General features: G+C 63.0%; 20 protein-coding genes and 1 tRNA gene. 15 read left to right on the top strand and 6 right to left on the bottom strand.

The window, feature by feature from the left end:
* Genes KIP88_RS03105 through KIP88_RS03120 form a run of 4 tightly spaced genes read right to left on the bottom strand, consistent with a single transcriptional unit; the run spans position 1 to position 2,239 of the window.
* A complete protein-coding gene (locus KIP88_RS03105) occupies positions 1-576 on the bottom strand; it encodes a hypothetical protein (RefSeq protein WP_214486370.1) in 576 nt (191 codons plus the stop codon).
* Positions 573-914: a hypothetical protein gene (locus tag KIP88_RS03110; RefSeq protein WP_214486371.1), complete on the bottom strand. Its 342-nt coding sequence runs from the start codon at positions 912-914 to the stop codon at positions 573-575. Before KIP88_RS03110 ends, KIP88_RS03105 begins: the two co-directional genes overlap by 4 nt.
* The gene (locus KIP88_RS03115) at positions 911-1,984 is read right to left on the bottom strand and encodes a hypothetical protein (protein WP_214486372.1); all 1,074 of its coding nucleotides are present in this window, start codon (positions 1,982-1,984) and stop codon (positions 911-913) included. The genes KIP88_RS03110 and KIP88_RS03115 overlap by 4 nt, the downstream gene beginning before the upstream one ends.
* A gap of 15 nt (positions 1,985-1,999) precedes the next feature.
* Entirely contained in the window at positions 2,000-2,239 is a 240-nt protein-coding gene (locus tag KIP88_RS03120; RefSeq protein WP_214486373.1) for a helix-turn-helix domain-containing protein, read from the bottom strand.
* 405 nt (positions 2,240-2,644) lie between these two features.
* Between KIP88_RS03120 and KIP88_RS03125 the strand changes: the two genes are divergently transcribed.
* The 13 genes from KIP88_RS03125 to KIP88_RS47795 all read left to right on the top strand — a co-directional run bounded on the left by KIP88_RS03125 (position 2,645) and on the right by KIP88_RS47795 (position 8,774).
* Positions 2,645-3,466: a hypothetical protein gene (locus tag KIP88_RS03125; protein WP_214486374.1), complete on the top strand. Its 822-nt coding sequence runs from the start codon at positions 2,645-2,647 to the stop codon at positions 3,464-3,466.
* Entirely contained in the window at positions 3,463-4,278 is an 816-nt protein-coding gene (locus KIP88_RS03130) for a hypothetical protein (protein WP_214486375.1), read from the top strand. Before KIP88_RS03125 ends, KIP88_RS03130 begins: the two co-directional genes overlap by 4 nt.
* Positions 4,278-4,697, top strand: coding sequence for a hypothetical protein (locus KIP88_RS03135; RefSeq protein ID WP_214486376.1), 420 nt, complete (start codon positions 4,278-4,280; stop codon positions 4,695-4,697). Before KIP88_RS03130 ends, KIP88_RS03135 begins: the two co-directional genes overlap by 1 nt.
* Positions 4,698-4,852: 155 nt before the next feature.
* Positions 4,853-5,257: a hypothetical protein gene (locus KIP88_RS03140; RefSeq protein ID WP_214486377.1), complete on the top strand. Its 405-nt coding sequence runs from the start codon at positions 4,853-4,855 to the stop codon at positions 5,255-5,257.
* Between the two features lie 12 nt (positions 5,258-5,269).
* A complete protein-coding gene (locus KIP88_RS03145; protein ID WP_214486378.1) occupies positions 5,270-5,542 on the top strand; it encodes a hypothetical protein in 273 nt (90 codons plus the stop codon).
* Positions 5,539-5,799 carry a hypothetical protein gene (locus KIP88_RS03150; RefSeq protein ID WP_214486379.1) on the top strand — a complete coding sequence of 87 codons (261 nt, stop codon included), beginning with the start codon at positions 5,539-5,541 and terminating at the stop codon, positions 5,797-5,799. The genes KIP88_RS03145 and KIP88_RS03150 overlap by 4 nt, the downstream gene beginning before the upstream one ends.
* Before the next feature lies 1 nt (position 5,800).
* On the top strand, positions 5,801-5,956 hold the full coding sequence (locus KIP88_RS03155) for a hypothetical protein (RefSeq protein WP_214486380.1): 156 nt from the start codon (positions 5,801-5,803) through the stop codon (positions 5,954-5,956).
* Positions 5,953-6,348 (top strand): hypothetical protein, encoded by a 396-nt coding sequence (locus KIP88_RS03160; protein ID WP_214486381.1) that lies wholly within the window; start codon positions 5,953-5,955, stop codon positions 6,346-6,348. Before KIP88_RS03155 ends, KIP88_RS03160 begins: the two co-directional genes overlap by 4 nt.
* Positions 6,345-6,602, top strand: a complete 258-nt coding sequence (locus tag KIP88_RS03165; protein ID WP_214486382.1) for an AlpA family transcriptional regulator — start codon at positions 6,345-6,347, stop codon at positions 6,600-6,602. Before KIP88_RS03160 ends, KIP88_RS03165 begins: the two co-directional genes overlap by 4 nt.
* Positions 6,603-6,619: 17 nt before the next feature.
* The gene (locus tag KIP88_RS03170; RefSeq protein ID WP_214486383.1) at positions 6,620-6,844 is read left to right on the top strand and encodes a hypothetical protein; all 225 of its coding nucleotides are present in this window, start codon (positions 6,620-6,622) and stop codon (positions 6,842-6,844) included.
* A complete protein-coding gene (locus KIP88_RS03175) occupies positions 6,834-7,838 on the top strand; it encodes a hypothetical protein (RefSeq protein ID WP_214486384.1) in 1,005 nt (334 codons plus the stop codon). Before KIP88_RS03170 ends, KIP88_RS03175 begins: the two co-directional genes overlap by 11 nt.
* A gap of 18 nt (positions 7,839-7,856) precedes the next feature.
* Positions 7,857-8,483, top strand: coding sequence for a hypothetical protein (locus KIP88_RS03180; protein ID WP_214486385.1), 627 nt, complete (start codon positions 7,857-7,859; stop codon positions 8,481-8,483).
* An 18-nt stretch (positions 8,484-8,501) separates the two neighbouring features.
* A complete protein-coding gene (locus tag KIP88_RS47795; RefSeq protein WP_214486386.1) occupies positions 8,502-8,774 on the top strand; it encodes a helix-turn-helix domain-containing protein in 273 nt (90 codons plus the stop codon).
* Between the two features lie 11 nt (positions 8,775-8,785).
* Here KIP88_RS47795 and KIP88_RS03190 read toward each other — a convergent pair whose 3' ends face one another.
* Together KIP88_RS03190 and KIP88_RS03195 are read right to left on the bottom strand one after the other, a co-directional pair.
* Positions 8,786-10,138 (bottom strand): hypothetical protein, encoded by a 1,353-nt coding sequence (locus KIP88_RS03190; RefSeq protein WP_214486387.1) that lies wholly within the window; start codon positions 10,136-10,138, stop codon positions 8,786-8,788.
* Positions 10,139-10,419: 281 nt separating this feature from the next.
* Positions 10,420-10,494 (bottom strand) — tRNA-Gln (locus tag KIP88_RS03195).
* Positions 10,495-10,781: 287 nt separating this feature from the next.
* Between KIP88_RS03195 and KIP88_RS03200 the strand changes: the two genes are divergently transcribed.
* Together KIP88_RS03200 and KIP88_RS03205 are read left to right on the top strand one after the other, a co-directional pair.
* Positions 10,782-12,563 (top strand): acyl-CoA dehydrogenase, encoded by a 1,782-nt coding sequence (locus tag KIP88_RS03200; RefSeq protein ID WP_214486388.1) that lies wholly within the window; start codon positions 10,782-10,784, stop codon positions 12,561-12,563.
* A gap of 223 nt (positions 12,564-12,786) precedes the next feature.
* Positions 12,787-14,163 (top strand): D-alanyl-D-alanine carboxypeptidase family protein, encoded by a 1,377-nt coding sequence (locus KIP88_RS03205; protein WP_214486389.1) that lies wholly within the window; start codon positions 12,787-12,789, stop codon positions 14,161-14,163.
* Positions 14,164-14,166: the final 3 nt, after the last annotated feature.

Genomic DNA, 14,166 nt, shown 5'->3' on the forward strand with positions numbered 1-14,166 from the left:
TCACTCGATCAGATGTGGCCCGCCGTAGCCGCGCGATTGACGGGCACGGTCGGCGAGCTTGGCTTGGATGGCGGTGATGTCGAGCGCGGGCATCATGGTGTCGATGCCGGGCATGCTGCGCAGGAATTCGATGGCCGCCGTGCTCGACAGGCCGTGCGCGATCACCTCGGTCTGCGCCTGCACGGATGCCTGCTCGATCTGGACGCGCGCGACTTTCTCCAGCGCGTCGATCTCGGCCTTGGCGACCCGGCGCAACTCGGCCCGGCGGCCCTGATATTCGTTCTCGCCCCGGCGCGCCCATGAGAAGCCGAGCTGCGGCTGGAATTCCTTGGGGATGCCGAGCTTGTCGGCTTCGGCCGCTACCTTCTCCATCGCCTCCTTGGCCGCCTGCTGCGCCACCTCGACCGCCGCGCGCCAGACCTCGTTGGTGTTGAACGCATGCACCGCCGAAACCTGTTGCTCGAATTCCGCCAGCATCGCCGCCGAGCGCTGTTCGGCCGCCGTCTTGGCCACCTTCTCGCGCTGCTTGATCAGCCGGATCAGATCCTCGCGCTCGCCTTTGGTCATCGCGTTCATCGTTGCTCGACCTTGTGTACGGCGACCATCGCTTCCTGAATGAGATGGAGCGCTTTTTCGAGCGCAACGCGGGCGCGCCATGTCTCGCGATTGGCCTGCCACAACTCAAACGGCGACGGGTACGGGGCGCGGGGCGGCAACTCAGCTTCGGGCGCGGGTGCGGTCTCGGCAAAGCGCTGACCGGTGTTGATCTCGGAGATGCGACCGCCGTTGATCAGGAAGCACGCGGCGATGTCGCTTTGCTTGTCGCCCCGCTTCAGCATGCCTTTGACCAGCGCTGCAATCTCTTCGTCGAGCCGGTCAGGATCGGCTTCTGCGCGCTCAATGCGAATGTTCATTCGGCGGCCTCCTCGATCTCGTCGTCGTCGATGGCTGCGTCTTCCGGTGGTGCATCAACGAACCTGATGCCCGGCAACAGATCCGGGTCGCGCGCGAAGTCCCACACCAGCCAGACGTGATTCATCTTCGGGGCCGGGCTCCACGTCTTGCCATCGGCCGCCATCGATGCCGCAAGCTCGGCCTCCTCTTCCGGCGTCATCCATCGCGCCCGATAACGCGGCACGATCAGAACGTCGAAGCTCGGACTGCCGGTCATGTCGGCGATCTTCCGCCCGGCGATCCACGGCAGCGGCAGCAACATCGCAACCAGCGCCTTGCGCTGTTCGGCAAGCTCAAGCGTCTTGCGCACGAACGCAGCAGCCAATCGTCCCCAAGGCGGATTGGTGATGATGGCGTCGGTGCCGGGAAACATTTCGGTCGCGGTGAGCAGATCGAGCTGCGCGATGTCTTCACGCCGTGGTGCGATGTCGGTGCCTGCGCAGACCGCGACGCCAGCGGCCTTCAACTGATCGAGCATCAGCCCGCAACCGGCAGACGGCTCCCACACCATGCGCGCTGTCAGAGCAGGAATCGCCGCGATCAGCGACTTGACGAGACGCGGGTCGATGGTGTCCCACGCTTCATTGGCGCGCGTGATGCGCTCGGAGCCGTAGAACTCGGAGCCGCTGTCGTCGTCTTCGTCGTCGCCCTCTTCTTCCGTCTTACGATTATCGTAAAACAGCTTTCTCACAATCAATTCGGGCGAGTAGGAATCCAATTCAGCGAACCGAGCCGCGATCTCGTCGTCCCAGTTTTCGCCCAGCTTGATCAGTGCGGCGCGATCTTGGTGACTCACCTCGGCGTAGGCACTGCTGTCCACCCATGCACCAAAGGCGATGTTCGCCGGATAGCGTCGCTTGGCCTCGGCCAGACCGTGCGCCATCGGCTCGATCTGCTCCTTCAGCTTCTTGGTGCCGCGCGTGAATTCGCGCGCCGCTGTTTCTCCGACAGCTATAAGATCGTTGGGCAGTTCAGCCAGCGGCTGGCGTCCCACAGTGGTGTCGAGCCGGTCGTCCGCCCGTTGCCGCATGTCCTGTCCTTGCCTTTACGCATCAGCCTTGATCTCGACAAAGCCCCATAGTTTGTCCGGCGCGTCTGCGCCCTGCTCGTTCAGCTTGGCAATCATGATCTTGTAATACTTGGTCGGGAATCGTTGACGTCGGCGCTTCCAGTTGCACACCGCCGCCACATCCTGATTGTCGCAGAGCTGACCGACAGCCGCCAAGCCACCCAGCTCTTCGACGACCGCGTCGAACGTCTTCAGGATTCGGTGACCGTTGTGCATCCCGTGATCTTGCTCGCTTGCCAAAAGCCAGCAACAGAAAGATATGGCGCAAAACAGCACGAGACGGTGCAAGACGACACGAGACGATGCAGGACGGAATCGAACGATACGAAACGATCCAACGTGACACGAAAAAATTTTCGCTGGCACTATCGGCATAGCCGCCGACATTGTTTCGACACTGCAACGAGATGATGTGGAAACACGCTATAGGGTTCACTGCAACATTTTCTTGACAGCGAAATTGATCATCCTATCTTCACGATCCGCAATCGGTTGTGTCGGACGCACGCCGGTTGTTCACGAAGACCGGACTCTTAAAAAATCCCTGAAAAGCCATCGCCAAACATGATGGATCTGGCGCGCTGAACAGCGCGTGCCGGTGGGAACGGGAGAAGTGCGTCCATGGCGCTCAGCGTCGAACAGCAGGCGAAGCGTGCGTTCAAGATGACAGCCTCGATGCTGCCGATCCTGATGCACGGCGACGAGGCCGCGCTGCTCAAGCTGTACCGTGAAGAGATCGGGGAACTGGAGCGCGAGCCGCCCACCTACGCGATGGAGCTGGGCTCGCACGTCGAGCCCTTCATGCTCGACCGGCTGGAGCGAACCACCGGCCACGCCATCACCCTGCGCGGCGAGGTCGTCGATCATCCCACCATTCCGGAGTTCTGCTGCACGCTGGATGGTTATCGATCCTTCGACGACGCCATTATCGAGAACAAGTTTCTCGCGCCGTTCCGCCACAGAGAAGAATTTGCCGCCTACTACTATCCGCAGGCGCTGGCGCAAATGCGCTGCGTCGGTGCGGCGCGCTGCATCCTGCATGTCGGTCGCGGCACCAGCGAGCCCGAAGAGTTCAATCTCACGCCGAAGCCCGACGATGCGGTCGCCGCTGCCTACGAGGCCGAGATGTGGGCGCGTGTCGAGGCGTTCCGACAATGCCTGCGCACGTTCACACCGCCGGTCGATATGCCAAAAGTGCCAGCGCCGGAATTCTGGCGGACGGTTGATCTCACGCAAGAGCCGCTTCCGAATTGGGGCCACGTCATGCTGCCGACGTTGCAGATCTTTGAGGACACGCGCGAGGCCGCTGAAGAGCACGAGAAGTCTGGCAAGGAGGCCCGCACGCTGGTGCCTGACGACGTCGCCATCGTGCTGACGCCAGAGCACCGGCTGTCGCGCAACAAGAAAGGCGTCATTTCGATCCGGAGGAGAAACGCGGCATGAACCAGCTCACGACAACCCCCACTGACACGCGCGCCAATCTCGATCTGGCGCGAGCCTTCGCCGATTCCAAGATGGTGCCGGAGCATTTCAAGAAATCGATCGGCGACTGCTACATCGCCATCGGTCTGGCGGCGCGCTACCGCATGGACCCGTGGACGCTGATGCAGGAGATGTACATCATTCAGGGCAAGCCGATGATGTCCGGCAAGCTCTCGGCTGCGATCCTCAACAACTCGCTCGCCGAGCCGCTGCGCCCGGAGTATTCCGGCGCAGGCGATGACCGCACCATCGTGCTGACCGGCCGTCCGGAGGGTGAGGACAGGCCGCTGTCGGTCGAGCTGAAGGTCAAGGACGCCCGCACTCAAAACGAGCAGTGGAAAAAGAACGTGGACCAGATGCTGATGTACAGCGCAGCGCGGATGTGGGGCCGCCGCTACACGCCGGACATCCTGCTCGGCATCGTGTTCGACGATGAGGAGATTCCCGGCGTCACCGCGCCAGCACAACGAACGCCGATTGCATCGCCGCCGACGCAGCCCAAGGGCGACATCATCGACCAGTTGACCGGCGAGGTGCTCGACAGTCCGGCCGAGCTGCAGCTCACGCAGGACGAGAAATGGCATGACTGGGGCAAGCGCTTTGTCACCGCCGTCCGCACCTCGCCCGACATCGACTCCGCCGATCAGTGGCTCGCCGCCAACGCCGAGATCATCGCCAAGTGCGAGAAAGAGAACACCAAGGTCCACGGCAACATTCTCGCCGCCGTGAAGGATTTCAAACTCAGCCTGTTGAATCAGGGGGAAGGCACCTGATGACGTGCGGCAAGTTTTCAGTTGGCAAGGGCGGCATCCTGCTGCCGATGGACGACGGCGCGAAGGCAATCACCAGTCACGTCGGCGAGACGCTCGACGTCGAGGTCGCGTGGGACCGTGACCCGATCTATCACCGCCGGGTGTTCGCGACGATGCGCGATCTCGCCAAGGAGACCGGCCAGACGCCGGAATGGATGCGCGCCCAGCTGCTGGTTTACTGCGGCCTGTTCAACATCGTCGGCGATCTCAACGGCAAGCACGTTGTCGCCGTCAACTCGATGTCGCGACATTCGATGCGCGACGAGGAGCTGCGCCATTTCTGGGATGATGCGAAGGAGCATGTGGTGACGCGCGTGCTGCCGCTGATTCACAACGAGACTGTACGAGATCGACTGCTGACCGCAGTCACATCGTTCTGATCCTGAAAGGAAGGGACCAGAATCCGAAGCCCGTCGCCGGGCCGCGTCCGCAACGCGGCCCCATACAAGCCCCCAGCCCCATGGGGTCGTGTTGTAGGTCCGGTGGCGGGTGGAGGATGACCAGCGTAACCACCAACGAGGAAAGCAAAAGGCACATGACACAATCCAACGGACACGCAGTTCACTTCCAGCCCGCCTCTGAAGAGGCGCTCGTCAACGACATCAAGGAGATGGCCGCCAAGATCCGGCAGCCGCTCACGGTACTGGAGAAGGTCCGCGATCCCGACGCTTCGTTCGAACAGAAGTCGCACACCTTGATGCTGGAGTCGGTGGACAAGATCACGAGCGCATGGGTCGATGAACTGGTCTCGCTCCGCGACAACAGCAAGGTGATCGAGGAGATGGTCAAGGAGCAGGCCGACAAGGTGAAGGGCGAGATGACGCGGCTGCATCTGCTTGGCGTGCAGGCGATGCGCGAGGCCCAGCGCGGCCACGAGGTGCTGCAGAACCTCGGCAACGAACTCGACGCGATGATGGCGGGACACGCCAAGACGCATTGATGGTGAAGGTGGATGACGACTCCGGCCCGATACCGCGCTTTGAAATGGTTTCACGATCACGAAGCGCTCGGGCCGGATGAAGTGTTCACCCGCAAGCCGCCGACGACGCGGATGCATAGGTTGATGGCGAAGGACGGTCATGTGGCGCTGGTGCCAGTCGGCCAGTTCGGGTTCAGCAAATGGGTGCTGACGCCAGAGGGAAGAAGGGTGCTGGAGGAACAGCCGAGCGTGAGGCGACGAAGCCTACCGCGAATCCACAAGGCAAAAGAGGATGCGAGTCTATGAAGCAACCCGCCCACACCATCGAACTGACACCATGGCAGAGCGCCAGTATCGGCGTTCGCGTCGTCTGTGAAGCCACCAACGCGATGCTATGGCCGCTGCAGCCCGACGACCGGATGACGGCGCTGATCAGCCTATTGGCCAACCATATCTGTGACGTCGCCGAGAACGACGACCAGATCGACGCCATCATCGACGTGCTGCGCATGCAATTGAAAATGAGTCTGGCGGCGGAATCGCCGCCGCTGCAGAGCAACTGAAGTGGAGCGCAAGAAGATCGTCGCTGCGCTCGACGACCACGATTACGAGCAGTTGGAGCTGCTGGCGAAGATGCACAAGATCAAGGTCCCCGAGATGGTGCGCCGGATCATCAAGGCGCATCTCGACGGGCGGAGGATGCAGGAGCCCACGCCATGACGCCGATACCGGGCAAGCCCTTCATGATCGTCGGCGCGGTGGCGCTGGCGGGCCTCGTCGCGGGCGCGGTCGCCAGTTCACGCGAGCCGACACCGGCACCGGCCGCATCGCCGGGCGTGGTGACGAGAACAGCATTCGACGAGCGGTTCGACGTGCCGGACGACTTCCCGCTGCTGAGGAAGACGGACCGGCTCATGGAGCCGGTCGTGATTCCGCTGAAGACCGAACTCGTGATGGTGCAGCCTGAAGCCCTGATCGATGTCAAGAAGAAGACCGAGCCGAAGAAGACGGAGAAGCCGACGATGGTTGCGACCAGCGAGCATAACCTCTGCACGCGGCACAACATGCACAAGGTCTGGGTTACGTCGCGGCGGTGGAGGTGTCGGAGATGAGCATGACAAATGACGAGGATCGCGTGCGGGAGATGATCTCCGCCGGTCAGGTGCTGGACATGATCCCGATTGATCGCTCGACGCTGCTTCGGCTGGAGAGCGACGGTCTGTTTCCGCAGGGACACTTCCTGTCGTCCCGCAAGAAGCTCTGGTTTCGTGATGAGGTGGTGAAATGGCAACGGGATTTGCAGGACCCGGACTCCGAATTGTCGAAAGCGGTGCGAGCCAAATTGTCGAAGACCAAGGGCGAGTGAGATGGGGCCAGCCGCGCATGCTGACGAAATCGGAAAAGCGTCGGCAGCATGCGAATGCTGGTTTTACCCTTCCGGCATTTTCCCGGCGTTACGGCCTGACCATCGGCAAGGTCCGGCGCGCGGTGAAGCGCGGGGAAATTCGCACGGTGCAGTTCGCCGGACTGGAGCGCATCACACCGGCCGAAGCCAAGCGCGTGGCCGAGCTGTTCGGACTGAAGGAGCGCGACGACGATGACGGCTAAAGACGCAACCGTTCGCGAGATTCTGGATGCCGGGTTGAGCGCGGCGACGGCCGGGCTCGACATCGTCAAGCAGACTCAGGGAGAGCAGAAGCTGGCGGAACGCGACGAGGATGGACCGCGCATGAAGGCGTGGCTGAACCGGCACGCGAGACCGGCACCGCCGCCGCTGAACAACGCCGCCGACATGGGCGATGTGATCGGTTGCGTCGTCGCGAGCGAACGCGCAGGCCGCCCGGTCACGGCAGGCGCGGCGCTGGTGCGGCTGCGGATGCGCTACGACAATCTCGATCTGCCGGAATTGGCGAGCGATGAGCAGAGCTGGCTGGCGTTCGCCACCAAGCATGTGCCGCTGCCAGCGGAGCGGGTCGCCGAGCTGATCGGCAGGATGGTGCATCACGGCGGCACCATGCGCTGCACGAAGTGCGGCACCTTCACCCGGTGCGCCTGCGGCTGTGGCAGGCCCTACGTCAGCGAGCACCGCTGGGGCATGCCGGTCGAGACGGAGGAGCCCGTCAAGGTGACCCCGGTTCAGCCGCCCAGCGCCATGGAGCGCGCCGCCGCTGCCATCGCCGCCCACCCCGAGAAATCGAACCGAGTCATCGCAGCCGAAATAGATGTGGCAGAACCGACAGTTAGGCGGGCTCGGCAGCGGATCAGGGATGCCGGTGGCGATGACGCAGTTGATGACGCAGTTGGGCGTATCGGCCGGGACGGTCGCCGCCGCAGGCTGCCGGGGACGACCGCCTCGTTCCAGCTCCCCGATCCTGACCGCGACCTGATTCAGGACATGCATCCTGACGCAATCACGGAAGAGCAACGCTGGCAGTGGAGCGCCGCCAACGCGGCGGGTGATGCCATCGCCATGCGAGCGTTCTGGAGCCGTGAGTTCGGCGACTGGGGACGATTCAAACCACCACCGGAGTTGCTCACCTTGGCGCAGGAGGCGGTGGCTGCATGGCAATCATTGGCGACCGATCTGGAGGAAGGACTCTAAAACATCAGGAGAGAGAAAATGGCGAAGAAGAAGCAGCGACGCAGACATCAAACAGCCCGCATTTACTATGGTCCTGAAGGTCGCGAGACGTCGATGTGGTGGACCGTCTCCGTCACCGACGCGAAGAAGACGGTAGCGATCAACGGCACCACCATGGCCGCACTCCGAGCCCATCGCGGCGTCACCATCGGCTGCGCATTGTCGATGGCTGGCATGGATAATGTCGAGCAATTCGGTCACGAGGTGTATCTGATCTCGGTCACCAAGAGCACACTGCTTGCTGTTGACCGGCTCAACAAGGATGGCAGCCCGGCGCACGCCGTTCGTTATGGGCACACCTACGGCGACATTGTTGACCTGAACGACAGCGGCAAGCTGAAAAAAATGGTCAAGGAGCATCCTGAAATCATGGAGCGCTCTTTTAGTCTGAAGCCCCCGCGCAAGCGTCCGACCGGTCCTCATAATGTGCCGAGCAACCAAGCACGCGGCGACACCACAACGAAACGCACCTACACCCATCAAAAAGGCGCGCTGGACCGGGCCGTGAAGGCTGGGCGAATCTCGCCGAGTGCAGCCGAGCAAATGTCGCGGGCAATGAGCAGGCGTAAACCGAAGGCGCAGCAATCGGAGACGAGTCACGCCTGACGAGGATGAGGTGAATCCGTGACAGCCAAGAAGCGGAGGCAACGCAAGATGCTGCAGAAGTCACCGCGTAGCCAGCCACCAGTGCCAGCAACCGGGTTGAAGTTTCTGACCCGGAAGGAGGCCGCGCGCGAATTGCGGGTGTCGCTGGCGACGCTGGATCGCATGATCGGCCGGGGGCAGTTGAAGGCCAAGAAGCATGGCCACTCGACGTTCGTGATGGCCACGGAAGTCGAGCGCTACATCAACGAGCTGCCGGATCTGCAACCGCGCGCCAGTGGTGACGCGCGGTGATGATGGCCGCATCAAGCAACCGCTCGCAGCTTGGCTGGAGCCCGCCCGATGAAACGCGCCCATGCGGTGTGGATGCCGACGCGCGGCTTCCAGAGCCGGTCTCGGCGATAGCGGCGCTTGACCTCGTCACCGGGATTGTGCGCCATGCAGTAGCCGATGGCGTCCGGGTTGAACTTCGCGGTCTCGTCATCGTCCTGCAACTGGTTTTCCGCCCACGTCTGGAACGTGGCGCGAAAGCCGTGCGGCGTCGCCATTCGCTCCATCGTCCACACCACGAGATCGCGCATGGTGTTCTCGCTGATCGGCTTGTCGAACGTCACTTGTCCGGTGTCGCGGTCAACGCCGGGAAACAGCAGACCCACCGGCTTGCCGGGGAAAGTTTCCTTGAGGTAGGCGATCTGCTCCTGCAGCACCTCGACCAAACGCGGCACCATCGGCAGCACGAAGTCGTGGCCGTCGTCATCGACCTTCATCAGCTCATTCGGCACCTTCCATTGCGGACCGGGCCGGTCGGGATCTTCATCGCCGATAAAGTCGAGGTGATCGATGTGCAGATAGCGCACCGGGTTGGTGCGCAGATTGGACAGGATCAGCGCCTCTGTCGCGCGGGCCGACTGGCTCTTGATGGCGCGCAGCTCGATCATGAACGACGGCATGTCCCGATACTTGAGCGCCTTCATCGGACCGCCCCTCGCGCCCGGCGGCCTCTTCTTGGGCTCGCCCAGCACGGCCACGATGGCGGCGCGGCTGGCGGGCTCGTTCTTGGGCCGCAGCTCTTCCTGCCCGGCCGCCGCGATGACGCGAGCGATCAGGGCGCGAATTTCTTCGGCCATCGTCGGCGTCTTGTCCCAGATCGGTCGCAGCACATCGAGCACTTGCGTGGTGGCGATGGTCTCGATGGGCAGCGGGTTAATGGCCTCGCAGTACATCGGGATGATGTTGATGTATCCCTTGGCGTCCTTGGCGTTCTTGCGCTTGGCGGCCCAGTTCTTCACGAGCGGCGTGCCGTAGGTTTCGAACGTCGGCCCGCTCTTGCGGCGGCCTGCGCCCTTGAGCGATCCGCCCGGATATTTTCCTCGGCCGATGTCCTCGTGAATCTTGGCGTGGCTGGTGAGCGCGCTGGTGTAGGAGATGTCGTGCGCGCTGCCGAGCGGCACGCGCTTGATGGCGCGCTTCTGGCCCGGCTTGAGCAGATGCGGCGGCACTTCCCACGGCGAGTACCACAGGCGGCTGTCGCCGACGACCATGAGCTGCAGGCCGTTGTCGTCGGTGTAGTAGCGCTGCTTGCGCTTGCCTTTGCCGTCCGGGCCGCCGTCCGGCAGCGACGCGAAGTCAGTCTTCGGCCCGATCTTCGGGGCTTTCACGATGGTGGTCTCCTTTGTTTTGACTCACACGGTGGGTGTTCAATCCGCGCTGTGATTTGGCTGGTTTTCGTCGCACCCCGGTTCGACTGGGAGCCGGTTCGACTGGGCAACCTATACCGTGAGTCAAATTTTGACGCAAGGGCCTGTTTCGATCTGCAGCGAGCTGCGGCGAGCTGTGGCGTTAAGATGCGAGAAGTCGCTGCGGCACAGGGGTTTCTTGTGTTCTTGCAGCGGCTATGTGAGGAAGGTTGAGGCGTTCTGATGCGGTTTGATGTTACCGATGGCTGGGGCGGGAGGGATCGAACCTCCGAATGGCGGAATCAAAATCCGCTGCCTTACCGCTTGGCTACGCCCCAACTGGCAGAACCGGAACGCGCGCGGACGATGCGCCCTGCGCGAACTGGTTCGGACAACGCCGGTCTATAGAGGGACTTCAGCCATTTCAACAGGCTGGAATCGCGAATTTTGCCCCGAAATCCGCCCCCGGAAGCGTGAGCCTTTATATAGGGACCGTTTACGCGAGAATCCGCAGCCGGTTTCGCGGCCCCGGCGCGGCCGAATACCGCCCGGCGGAGAGTTGAGAGAACCCTGGTTTCGTGGGAAGACGGCGGCAGCATATTGCCCAAAAAGCGAGATTTTCGTCATGACCTACCGCGCCCCGATCTCCGACATCCTGCTCGCGCTCAACCACGGCGCGGGCCTGCAGGCGGCCGTGAAGGCCGGCCATTACGGCGACTTCGACGGCGACATCACCGCAGCCGTACTGGAAGAAGCCGGAAAATTCGCCGGCGACGTGCTGGCGCCGCTGAACAGGGTGGGCGACGAACACGGCATCAAGCTTGGAGACAACAAGGTGACGACCGCGCCCGGCTGGCCGGACGCCTATCAGCGCTGGATCGCCGCCGGGTGGAACGCGGTGTCGGGCCCGGAAGCTTTTGGCGGCCAGGGCCTGCCGATGGCGATCAACGCCGCCTGCACCGAAATCTGGAGCGCGTCGAACATCGCCTTCGGCCTTTGCCCGCTGCTGACACTCTCCGCCATCGAGGCGCTCGATGCCCATGGCAGCGAGGAGTTGAAAAAGATCTATCTGGAGAAGCTCGTCTCCGGCGAATGGACCGGCACCATGCAGCTCACCGAGCCGCAGGCCGGCTCCGACGTCGGCGCGCTGCGCACCCGCGCCGAGCGGGCGCCCGACGGCAGCTATCGCATCAAGGGCAGCAAAATCTTCATCACCTATGGCGACCACGACATGACCGACAACATCGTGCATTTCGTGCTGGCCCGCCTGCCCGATGCGCCCGCGGGCACCAAGGGCATTTCGCTGTTCCTGATTCCGAAATTCATGGTCAATGCCGACGGCTCGCTGGGCGCGCGCAACGACATCTATCCGTCCGGCGTCGAGCACAAGCTCGGCATGCACGCCTCCCCCACCTGCACCATGACGATGGGCGATCACGGCGGCGCCATTGGCTATCTGATCGGCGAGGAAAACAAGGGCATGCTTTGCATGTTCACGATGATGAACCAGGCCCGCCTCGGCGTCGGCCTCGAAGGCGTCGGTATTGCCGACCGCGCCTACCAGCAGGCGCTGGCCTTTGCGCAGGAACGCAAGCAGGGCCGCGCTGTCGGAAAAAAGGGCGACGGGCTCGACCCGATCATCGTGCATCCCGACGTCAAGCGCATGCTGCTCCAGATGCGCAGCCTGACGGCCGCGGCGCGCTCGATCTGCTACGCCACCGCGGTGGCGATGGATGTGTCGGTGCGCGCCAAGGACGCCAAGGTGCGCTCAGACGCCGCCGCGCGCGGCGCGCTGCTCACGCCGATCGCAAAAGCCTTCTCCACCGACATCGGCAATGAAGTGAGCTATCTCGGCGTGCAAGTCCACGGCGGCATGGGCTTCATCGAGGAGACCGGCGCCGCGCAGCATTACCGCGACGCGCGCATCACCACGATCTATGAGGGCACCAACGGCATCCAGTCGATCGACCTCGTGACGCGCAAACTCGCGGCAAACGGCGGCGCATCCGTCTGGGCCCTGCTCGATGAACTGGGTGGCATCGTCAAGCAGGTCGAGACCTCGAACGATCCCGCCTTCGGCACGACAGGCGCCAAGCTGCGCGACGCGCTCGGCTCGCTGGAGCGCGCCAGCAAGTGGCTGCTGGAGCGCGTGGCGTCTGCGCCGAACGACGCGCTCGCCGGCGCCACGCCATATCTGCGGCTGTTCGGTTCGACGCTCGGCGGCTGCATGCTGGCCGGCGAAGCGCTCGCCGCGAAGAGCAATGGCGATGCCGGTGATCCGCAGCGCTACGTGACGGTGGCGCGGTTCTTTGCGGAGAACATCACCGTGCAGGCGGGATCGCTGGAGAAGACGGTGACCGACAGTGCGGAAGCCGTGAACGGCGCGGATGCGGTGTTGCTGGGGTAAGCGCATTCGTGCGGCTTGCTCGGATTAGCGGCTCGCACGCATCCGTCACAGAATGGCACAGCAAGTTCCATGCTGCGCTCGTGGTATTGAAGCAACACCTTTAAAAAATGAACGGCCCCGTAGCTTCCCGCCGTTGCGCATTCATTTCGTAATCCGAAGAATGAGCGCCATCGCGTGCTTGGCTATGTAATCAGGCTCATGCGGAGCCTTGGGAGGCCGGATCATGGACCCATGGCGATTGGCGACGACGGCGCAGCGCCGAATCAACGCTCTCGCGGGCGTGGCTCTCGCGAGTTGTGTTCTCGCCTGGCTCGCAGGCTTCGGTGCGGCCACCGAGCACGTCGGCGCATCCATCGAGAACGCCGGCGCGAAGTCAATCGTGGAACGCCACGAACCAACTCTCATCGCAAGCACCGAGCCCACGGTCATACCGCAGGCGACCGTCGTAGCGAACGCTGCGATCGGCGATGGTGCGATGGCAACGGCCGCCGAAGCCACGCCGCAGAAAGCCACCGACACGACGGCAAGCCTGGACGAGCCGAAAACTTTTGTCGTGGCCTCGTTGCCGGATTCGTCGCAGGCATTGCCGCCCGCAGCACCGTCCGCCGAGCGCGCGCAGGCGAGCGCGCCTGATCCTGCGCCAGCGAAAGCCGCCGAGACGACGGCAAGCCCGGATGAACCGAAACCTTTTATCGTGGCCTCGCTGACCGATCCGTCGCAGGTATTTCCGCCCGAGGGCGCGACGGCAAACGCACCTGATGCCGTGCCCGACAATGCCCAGCAGGTGATCACCACCATCGAAATCAACGAGGAGTGCCTGGTCGCGGAGATCTGCATCGATCGGTACCTGTGGGCCCTCTATGAGCGGGCGCCAAAGGTCGATGCCATCAAGGTGCATGAACGGCGCAAAGTGACGATCAAGCGCAAGGGCAAAACGAAAACTGTCACCAGGACCTTCACCAGGCGTGTCGACGAGGACTTTACCTGGAAGGACCCGAAGGCCGCTGAAAGAGCCGGCATGTCGATGATGGACTATGTGATCGGCGGCATGGACCGGAAGTTCAAGATCAAGCTGTTTCACACCCTTCACGCCGCTGAGCAGGCCGGACTGCAGCCCGGCATCACCAGCGCGTTCCGCGACGACTACCGTCAGGGAATCGCAAGCGGCCTGAAGGCGGCGACCGATCGGTCCTACCATGGCGGCAGTACCCGTGGCGGCTATGGCCGCGGGCTTGCGGCCGACATTGTGAGCGTCAAGGGCAACAGCCGCGGGCAGCGATGGGTCTCTACCGAGAAGCTCTGGAAGTGGATCGACGCAAACGGCAAGGACTATGGAATCGGTCGGCCCTATCTCGACAGGGATCCGCCCCACGTCGCACCGACCGACGGCCAGGAATATGTCTCCCGCCGCGGCGGAGCGAAAACCGAGGTCGCGGAAGCGAAGACCAGGAAAACCCAGGTCGCAGAAGCGAAGGTCAAGAAGAGCAGCCGGCAGGCTGCGCGGAACGATCGCAGCAAGACGAAGCAGACCAAGGCCGCTAAAATTGCCGCCGCTAAAATCGCGAAGACCGCGAAATTCGCGAGAGCCAGGACCATGTAACCG

The organism is Bradyrhizobium sp. SRL28 (assembly GCF_018596315.1).
In the GTDB taxonomy this organism is placed as follows: Bacteria; Pseudomonadota; Alphaproteobacteria; order Rhizobiales; family Xanthobacteraceae; genus Bradyrhizobium.

Coding starts and splice junctions, on each gene's coding strand:
- KIP88_RS03135 (WP_214486376.1), top strand. CDS start 4,278: ATGACGTGCGGCAAGTTTTCAGTTGGCAAGGGCGGCATCCTGCTGCCG.
- KIP88_RS03180 (WP_214486385.1), top strand. CDS start 7,857: ATGGCGAAGAAGAAGCAGCGACGCAGACATCAAACAGCCCGCATTTAC.
- KIP88_RS03130 (WP_214486375.1), top strand. CDS start 3,463: ATGAACCAGCTCACGACAACCCCCACTGACACGCGCGCCAATCTCGAT.
- KIP88_RS03105 (WP_214486370.1), bottom strand. CDS start 576: ATGAACGCGATGACCAAAGGCGAGCGCGAGGATCTGATCCGGCTGATC.
- KIP88_RS03150 (WP_214486379.1), top strand. CDS start 5,539: ATGAAGCAACCCGCCCACACCATCGAACTGACACCATGGCAGAGCGCC.
- KIP88_RS03160 (WP_214486381.1), top strand. CDS start 5,953: ATGACGCCGATACCGGGCAAGCCCTTCATGATCGTCGGCGCGGTGGCG.
- KIP88_RS03205 (WP_214486389.1), top strand. CDS start 12,787: ATGGACCCATGGCGATTGGCGACGACGGCGCAGCGCCGAATCAACGCT.
- KIP88_RS03175 (WP_214486384.1), top strand. CDS start 6,834: ATGACGGCTAAAGACGCAACCGTTCGCGAGATTCTGGATGCCGGGTTG.
- KIP88_RS03120 (WP_214486373.1), bottom strand. CDS start 2,239: ATGCACAACGGTCACCGAATCCTGAAGACGTTCGACGCGGTCGTCGAA.
- KIP88_RS03110 (WP_214486371.1), bottom strand. CDS start 914: ATGAACATTCGCATTGAGCGCGCAGAAGCCGATCCTGACCGGCTCGAC.
- KIP88_RS03170 (WP_214486383.1), top strand. CDS start 6,620: ATGCTGACGAAATCGGAAAAGCGTCGGCAGCATGCGAATGCTGGTTTT.
- KIP88_RS03140 (WP_214486377.1), top strand. CDS start 4,853: ATGACACAATCCAACGGACACGCAGTTCACTTCCAGCCCGCCTCTGAA.
- KIP88_RS03115 (WP_214486372.1), bottom strand. CDS start 1,984: ATGCGGCAACGGGCGGACGACCGGCTCGACACCACTGTGGGACGCCAG.
- KIP88_RS03145 (WP_214486378.1), top strand. CDS start 5,270: ATGACGACTCCGGCCCGATACCGCGCTTTGAAATGGTTTCACGATCAC.
- KIP88_RS03165 (WP_214486382.1), top strand. CDS start 6,345: ATGAGCATGACAAATGACGAGGATCGCGTGCGGGAGATGATCTCCGCC.
- KIP88_RS03125 (WP_214486374.1), top strand. CDS start 2,645: ATGGCGCTCAGCGTCGAACAGCAGGCGAAGCGTGCGTTCAAGATGACA.
- KIP88_RS03200 (WP_214486388.1), top strand. CDS start 10,782: ATGACCTACCGCGCCCCGATCTCCGACATCCTGCTCGCGCTCAACCAC.